This window comes from Frankia gtarii (assembly GCF_025403375.1).
Lineage (GTDB): Bacteria > Actinomycetota > Actinomycetes > Frankiales > Frankiaceae > Frankia > Frankia gtarii.
On record NZ_JAMPTM010000351.1, the window covers coordinates 1 to 6,411 of the forward strand.

9 protein-coding genes are annotated in these 6,411 nt (G+C 71.7%); 6 read left to right on the top strand and 3 right to left on the bottom strand.

The annotated features are described in order from the left end of the window. Window positions 1–104: 104 nt before the first annotated feature. Window positions 105–608, top strand: a complete 504-nt coding sequence (locus tag NBZ83_RS29090; protein ID WP_261571132.1) for a cobalamin biosynthesis protein — start codon at window positions 105–107, stop codon at window positions 606–608. A 184-nt stretch (window positions 609–792) separates the two neighbouring features. Further along, complete coding sequence (locus tag NBZ83_RS29095) at window positions 793–1,191, top strand: hypothetical protein (RefSeq protein ID WP_261571131.1); 399 nt, start codon at window positions 793–795, stop codon at window positions 1,189–1,191. A 266-nt stretch (window positions 1,192–1,457) separates the two neighbouring features. Here NBZ83_RS29095 and NBZ83_RS29100 read toward each other — a convergent pair whose 3' ends face one another. Beyond that, entirely contained in the window at window positions 1,458–1,817 is a 360-nt protein-coding gene (locus NBZ83_RS29100) for an ArsR/SmtB family transcription factor (protein WP_261571130.1), read from the bottom strand. 400 nt (window positions 1,818–2,217) lie between these two features. Here NBZ83_RS29100 and NBZ83_RS29105 point away from each other — a divergent pair, with 400 nt between their 5' ends. Together NBZ83_RS29105 and NBZ83_RS29110 are read left to right on the top strand one after the other, a co-directional pair. Next, complete coding sequence (locus tag NBZ83_RS29105) at window positions 2,218–2,388, top strand: hypothetical protein (RefSeq protein ID WP_261571129.1); 171 nt, start codon at window positions 2,218–2,220, stop codon at window positions 2,386–2,388. Window positions 2,389–2,570: 182 nt separating this feature from the next. Then, the gene (locus tag NBZ83_RS29110) at window positions 2,571–2,783 is read left to right on the top strand and encodes a hypothetical protein (protein WP_438803266.1); all 213 of its coding nucleotides are present in this window, start codon (window positions 2,571–2,573) and stop codon (window positions 2,781–2,783) included. A gap of 89 nt (window positions 2,784–2,872) precedes the next feature. On the opposite strand, the gene NBZ83_RS29115 is transcribed toward NBZ83_RS29110, so the two are convergent. Further along, on the bottom strand, window positions 2,873–3,244 hold the full coding sequence (locus NBZ83_RS29115; RefSeq protein WP_261571128.1) for a hypothetical protein: 372 nt from the start codon (window positions 3,242–3,244) through the stop codon (window positions 2,873–2,875). Between the two features lie 607 nt (window positions 3,245–3,851). Beyond that, a complete protein-coding gene (locus NBZ83_RS29120) occupies window positions 3,852–4,115 on the bottom strand; it encodes a helix-turn-helix domain-containing protein (protein ID WP_261571127.1) in 264 nt (87 codons plus the stop codon). Between the two features lie 98 nt (window positions 4,116–4,213). On the opposite strand from NBZ83_RS29120, the gene map reads away from it, so the two are divergent. Both map and NBZ83_RS29130 read left to right on the top strand, forming a co-directional pair. Next, entirely contained in the window at window positions 4,214–4,981 is a 768-nt protein-coding gene (gene map, locus NBZ83_RS29125; RefSeq protein WP_261571126.1) for a type I methionyl aminopeptidase, read from the top strand. A gap of 136 nt (window positions 4,982–5,117) precedes the next feature. Further along, window positions 5,118–6,281: an epoxide hydrolase family protein gene (locus NBZ83_RS29130; RefSeq protein ID WP_261576232.1), complete on the top strand. Its 1,164-nt coding sequence runs from the start codon at window positions 5,118–5,120 to the stop codon at window positions 6,279–6,281. The last annotated feature ends 130 nt before the right edge of the window (window positions 6,282–6,411 follow it).

Sequence of the window (6,411 nt, forward strand, 5' to 3'; positions counted from 1 at the left end):
CCACCACCCCCCGCGGCACCATCCCCCGCGGCACCATCCCCGGCGACAGCACCGACGGCGACAGCGCCGACGGCCGCCGACCCGGCGCGGCCTGAGCCACCTCGATGATCACCCGCCGCGCGACCCACCGGCCCGGCCCCGCAGACAGGCCCGTCACAGCCGGCGGGCTGCTCATGGCCGATCTGGTCGTCGGGGTGGGCGCGCGGCCCGGGGTCGACGCGGAGGAGATCCTCACCCTCATCGACGCCGCGCTACGCGAACTCGACGTGCCGGCGGGCGCGGTGCGCCTGCTGGCCACCCTCGCCGCCCGCCGCGACGAGCCGGGCATCGCCGCCGCCGCCGCCCACCACCACTGGCCCGTCGCGGACTATCCACCGGCGCGCCTGGCCACGGTCGACGTCCCCCATCCCGGCTCCGCCGTGCAGGCCGCACTCGGCATCCCGAGCGTCGCCGAAGCGGCCTGCCTGCTACCCCTCACCCCGGATCCGGCCGCGCCACGGCCGATCCTGCTGCTGCCCAAACGCGCCGGCCGCCGGGCCACGATCGCCGTCGCCCGCCATCCCCCGCCGCCCCGTGGAAGCGGAAGGCAGGACAGGCAGCTGGGTTAGTCACGATCCGCGCGGGTGATGTGCCCCGCGACCATGCTGGATCGTCCGTTGCTGGATCGTCCGTTCCGCACCCGTGATCGCGCGCGTGGGGCACAGTGGCCGGATGAGGCGTCTCCTGCTCGCATCGGTTGTCGTGGGCATCTCCTGCACGGTGACAACCTCATGTGGGTCGGCGGCGGGTGCGGTGGCGGCCCGACCGGTGCCGCCCTGCCCCCTGCTGACGGTGCCGGACATTCGGGCCGCGGTGGAGGCGTCCTGGAGTCAGGGCAGCCAGCTGGCCTCCGAGGGAAACACCGACGCGATCGGATGCACCTTCACATCACCGCGGGGATTCGTCACCGTCTGGAGTTCGGCGAGGGACGCCGAGACGAACTACCGGTCGTCACGCGCAGTGCCGGCCCACCAGCCGCAGCAGGACGCCGGCGGCCCCGGCCATCAGGGGTACACATACACCAGCCCCGGCAACGTCCAGGAGGCCCACCTACTCAAGGGCGAAGCGTACGTCTCGGTCATCGTCGGCGCGGGAGCCGCACCCGGCATCGCCCGACACTTCGGTGATCTGATCGCTGCCCGGCTCCCGTGACCGGATCCCGGCCCGGCTACGTCTGCGGGTAGGCGTCCTCTCACGCGGCTGCTCTCCGACGTCGCATGGCGCGGCGGGGCGGAGTATCGCCAGGACCCGTTCCGGGTATTGGTCGACACCTCTGGCGGTAGGTGCGGTGCTCCGCCAGCAGCCGGTCGACCTCCTCGATCGGGCGAAGGTAGCGCAGGACAACGACGTACATGGGCAGAGCAGGCACCCTTCTGCTGGAACGCGCAGCCCGGTGCAGGTGGCGCACCGGCGGCGTGTCAGTGGGCGTCCTCGTGCAGGATCAGGTCGAGCAGGCCGGGGAAGCGGCGGTCGAACTCGGCGCGGCGCAGCCGGTTGAACCGGCGGGGGCCGGTGTCGCGCTGCTCGAGCAGGCCGGTGGCGCGCAGGACCGCGAAGTGGTGGCTGCGGGTGGCGGCGCTGACGGGCACGTCGAAGCTGCCACACGGCAGCGTCCAGTCCGGATGGTCCGCCAACGTACGCAGGATGCAGCGGCGCACCGGGTCACCGAGGGCGTCGAGGGCGTCCTGCAGGCTGACCTGCGCCGGATCCCGATGGGTCAGGCTCTGCGTGCGCGCCGGTGTCCGAGCCTGCCCGCCGGCGGCCGTCGGCTGCGTCATGCCACCTCCCTGCGGCGCGGAACCGTCGCCCGGCGGCCCCGGGCCTCGGGCACCGGTCCGACCGTCGCGGAGATCCCGGCCCTACCGTCATGGTAAGTCCGCTTCGCCCGCCGCCGGTCCCACCGGTCCCACCGGTCCTGGTGGAGCCGCCGGTCCCGGTGGAGCCGCCGGTCCCGGTGGAGCCTCGGGTCACGGCGTGCCGCAGGTGCACATCAGTACTCACTGCGCGCAGTCAAGCCACGCCAACCAGAGCCGGATGTGGGATTTCGGGCCGGGGGAGGCACGTCGTCGCCGGGATGCGCACACTGAGCGGGCGGACCCACCGCCGACGCTCCCCGCCCGCCAGCACCGCCGCCCCGGCCGGCTCCCGCCACCGGGGCCCGTCCCACGAGGGAGTCACATGGCCACCCTGCACGAGGGCCGCACCGCCGACCAGCAGGCCCGCCGCGCCGACCACCGCCGCGCCCAGGCGACGATCCTGGACGCCGCCGATCATCTGGACCCCGCCGACACCAGCCTGCGCGCCCGCCAACTGCGCGACACCGCCCAGGCGATCCTGCGCCGATCCTGAGCCGTCACCGACCCACCCGGGGCCAGTCACGGGCACCCGACCCCCACCCGCCGCGGCCCCGACCGGCACTCGCCGGCCGGGGCCGTTTTCACATCGGGACGCCGCGCTGGCCGCGCACCCTCACGCGTCGCACCAGAACCAGCCCCACAATTAACACGGAGGTAGCCCTGGCTTAATTCCTGGTGAACCAGCGTGTGCGACTGTGCGGTATGCAGACAGGTGGTGTTCCCAAAACCGACATCGTCAAGATAGCCGCGTCGATCGACGACGTTCCCAGTATGGAAGAAACCGACGCGATGCTGGAGCAACTACGCCATCTTCCTCGCAGCGCAGACACTGTCAAACTGATTGATGAACTTCTGGAGATCCGTTCGCTACTCGGCGCGACATGTTGAGCACGCGCGCCGAGTAGCGAACAGAAGATGGGCGGCCCGCCGGCTTCCCCGCGGTGAGACGGGGCGTTAACCGACCCGACCTCGAAAAACTACTGCTGGGAGCCGAACGGCTGGCCCTGCTGGCTTCCCTGGTTTCCCTGGTTGCCGAGGTTGCCCCGGTTGCCCTGGTTTCCCTGGTTTCCCTGGTTGCCGCCGCCGAAACGCTCGCCGGAGCCACCCTGGCCACCCTGGCCACCGCCGACGCCCGCCAGCTCACGCAGGCGGTTCTCGACGTACCGCTCGCTGTGGTGCGTCCTGTCCGCGATACGCGCGACAAGGTCCTCGATGTCGGTCGCGGTGTCGAGGTCCGCCGTGCTGACCTGACCGAACTGGTCGAGGATGCGGTAGCGCAGCTGCTGCCAGTTCTGGCGCAGCTGCTGCTCGACCTGCTGGCGCTGCTGCTGCTGCTCCTGCTGGGTCATTGTGATCCCTTCTAGTCATTTCTTCGAACGCGCTGAAGATTGCGAGAGGGAAGGTACCGCAGCCGGCTCGGGTAGCGCCAAGCCGAACTCGAATTCGAATGTATGCACTCGCTCTGGGGCATCTGACACCGCAACCTCGACAGTCCGGATGCGCGCCCCCTTTTCGGGAATCAAAACGGCAAAGAGGACCGTGGAGGACGCCACCGGTGTCGTCGTGGATGTGATCGCCACACGAACGGGTTCCGCGCAGACACGAGCCGCTCCCGTCACTAGGATGCGTTTCGACAGCGGCGCCGCGCGGATGGTGCACTCTCGAAGAGGCGGGCGCCGAGCACCGGCGAAACACCCCCCGAAAGTCAGATCAGGGCATAGCGAAACACCATCACGACGGTCGCGAGGATGAACCGATCCCGCCCTCGCTCCACCTTCCGGAGGAACAGCTCCGCATGGCCTTCTCTGCAGACATCTGGGCCCTCTTCTGTCCGAAGACCTGTGCGCCGGCGGCGCTAGGCAGGTGTCCTCGGAAAAGGACGGTTCACCCCGCTTGCGTGAGCTGTCGCCACGGCGTCACCGTCGCCGCACCGACCGTGGCCGGGCGCGCGGCGTCCTAGCCGAGGGCGCGCTGCGCCGCCGGGTCACAGGCGTCGGCCAACAGGTCCAGGGACAGGCCGAGGACGCCGGCGAGCGCGGCGACGGTGAAAAACGCCGGAGTCGCGATACGCCCGGCCTCGATCTTGCGCAGCGTCTCCGCGGACACCCCGGCCGCGGCGGCGACCTCGACCATGCTGCGCTCGCCGCGCGCGACCCGCAGCAGCGCCCCGAGCCGCTCGCCGCGCTCCCGCTCCGCTTCGGTCAACGGCGTCCGCACCATGGCCGTGATAGTAATACCGGTATTATAATTGGGCGCAGGTTCGGTGATCTTGACGACACCGGCGGCACCGACGTCGACGAAGAAGAAGGATGATCGCGATGGTGGAACTGAAGTCGACCGCGGCGATCGAGGCGATGGCCGCCGCCGGGGCCGTCGTCGCCCGCGCACTGCGCGCGACCCGGGACGCCGCCGCCATCGGCGTCACCCCCCGCGAGCTGGACACGGTCGCCCACAAGATGATCCGCGACGCCGGCGCCCTACCGGTGTTCCTGCACTACCACCCCGGGTTCGCCCCGACACCGTTCCCCGCGGTCATCTGCGCCTCGGTCAACGACGTCATCGTCCACGGCATCCCGAGTGACACCCCGCTGCGCGACGGCGACCTGGTCAGCATCGACTGCGGCGCCGAACTCGACGGCTGGGTCGGCGACGCCGCGATCAGCTTCACCGTCGGCACCCCCCACCCCGGCGACGCCGCCCTCATCGACACCACCGCCGCGGCGCTGGCCGCCGGCATCGCCGCCGCCGTCCCCGGCAACCGCCTCGGTGACATCGCCGCCGCCATCGGCCAGGTCGGGCGCTCCGCCGGCTACGGCATCCCCCGCGGCTTCGGCGGACACGGCATCGGCCGGCGCATGCACGAGGATCCCAGCGTGCCCAACGACGGCCAGCCCGGACGGGGCATGCCGCTGCGCGAAGGCCTCGTCCTCGCCCTGGAACCGATGTTCTGCGCCGGCGGCCGCGACAGCTACTACACCGCCCCCGACGGCTGGGGCCTGCACACCACCGACGGCAGCCGCGCCGCCCACGTCGAACACACCGTCGCCATCACCGCCGACGGCCCGCGCATCCTCACCACCACCTGACCGATCCGTTGCGGCCCGCACCTGACCGATCCGTTGCGGCCCGCCACCGTGGCGGTCGATAGTCGGAACTGGCCGTCGCGACACCCACCGCCGGCCGGTGATCATCCCATCCGACCCGGACCCCTCGGAGCGTGCCATGACATCGCCGTCACCCGCCCTGGCGCCCTTCACCATCGCCGTGCCCGACGCGGTCCTCGACGATCTGCGCCACCGGCTGCACCGCACACGGTGGACCGAGCAGATCCCCGGCACAGGCTGGGACCTGGGCACCGACGTGGACTACCTGCGCGGGCTGTGCGCCTACTGGGCCGACGGATTCGACTGGCGGGCCGCCGAGGCCCGGCTCAACCGCTGGCCGCACCTGCGCACCGTCATCGACGGCACCACCGTGCACGCCCTGCACGCCCGCTCACCGCACCCGGGCGCGGTGCCGCTGCTGCTCACCCACGGCTGGCCCGGGTCGATCGTCGAGTTTCTCGGGGTCATCGACCGCCTCGTCGACCCGCCGGCCCACGGCGGGGACGCCGCCGACGCCTTCCACGTCATCTGCCCGTCGCTACCCGGCTACGGCTGGTCCGGGCCGACCCTCGCCCGCGGCTGGCATGTGCGCCGCATCGCCGACGCCTGGGTGGAACTCATGACCCGCCTGGGCTACGACCGCTTCGCCGCCCAGGGCGGCGACTGGGGCGGCTCCGTCACCGCCTATCTGGGCGCCGACCACCCCGACCGCCTGTTCGGCATCCACCTCAACCTGGTCCCGCCGCCGCCGATGACCCGCGACGAACGGGCCGCCCTCACCCCCGACGAGGTCGCCGACCTCGACTACGCCCGCCGCTTCGCCCAGCACGAGACCGGCTACCAGGCCATCCAGGGCACCAAACCGCAGACCCTCGCCCACGCCCTGGCCGACTCCCCGGCCGGGCTCGCGGGCTGGATCGTGGAGAAGTTCCGCACCTGGTCGGACTGCGACGGCGACGTGGAGAAGGCGATCAGCCGCGACGACCTCCTCACCAACATCACCACCTACTGGGTGACGGAGACGATCGGCTCGTCGATCCGGCTGTACCTCGAAACGCAGGCCGCGGGCCTGTTCGGCGCCCCCGAACGCCAGGTGAGCACCCCCACCGGCGCGGCGATCTTCCCGAAGGAGATCTACCGGCCGGCGCGCGCCGTCATCGCCCGCCACTACAACCTGCAGCGCTGGACCGTGCAGCCCCACGGCGGCCACTTCGCCGCCCTCGAACAGCCCGAACTGTTCACCGCCGACGTCACCGCCTTCTTCCGCACCCTGCGCCCCTGACCCCACCGCGCCGAGCGGCACGCCCGCATCTGCGGCGGCGGAAAAGGTGGTGACGGATCACAGCGGGGCCGGCAGGCTCACCCCATGATCTGCACCCCCGACAGCGCCGGCCCGGCCCCGAACCCCAACC

Coding starts and splice junctions, on each gene's coding strand:
- NBZ83_RS29090 (WP_261571132.1), top strand. CDS start 105: ATGATCACCCGCCGCGCGACCCACCGGCCCGGCCCCGCAGACAGGCCC.
- NBZ83_RS29130 (WP_261576232.1), top strand. CDS start 5,118: ATGACATCGCCGTCACCCGCCCTGGCGCCCTTCACCATCGCCGTGCCC.
- map (WP_261571126.1), top strand. CDS start 4,214: ATGGTGGAACTGAAGTCGACCGCGGCGATCGAGGCGATGGCCGCCGCC.
- NBZ83_RS29100 (WP_261571130.1), bottom strand. CDS start 1,817: ATGACGCAGCCGACGGCCGCCGGCGGGCAGGCTCGGACACCGGCGCGC.
- NBZ83_RS29120 (WP_261571127.1), bottom strand. CDS start 4,115: ATGGTGCGGACGCCGTTGACCGAAGCGGAGCGGGAGCGCGGCGAGCGG.
- NBZ83_RS29105 (WP_261571129.1), top strand. CDS start 2,218: ATGGCCACCCTGCACGAGGGCCGCACCGCCGACCAGCAGGCCCGCCGC.
- NBZ83_RS29115 (WP_261571128.1), bottom strand. CDS start 3,244: ATGACCCAGCAGGAGCAGCAGCAGCAGCGCCAGCAGGTCGAGCAGCAG.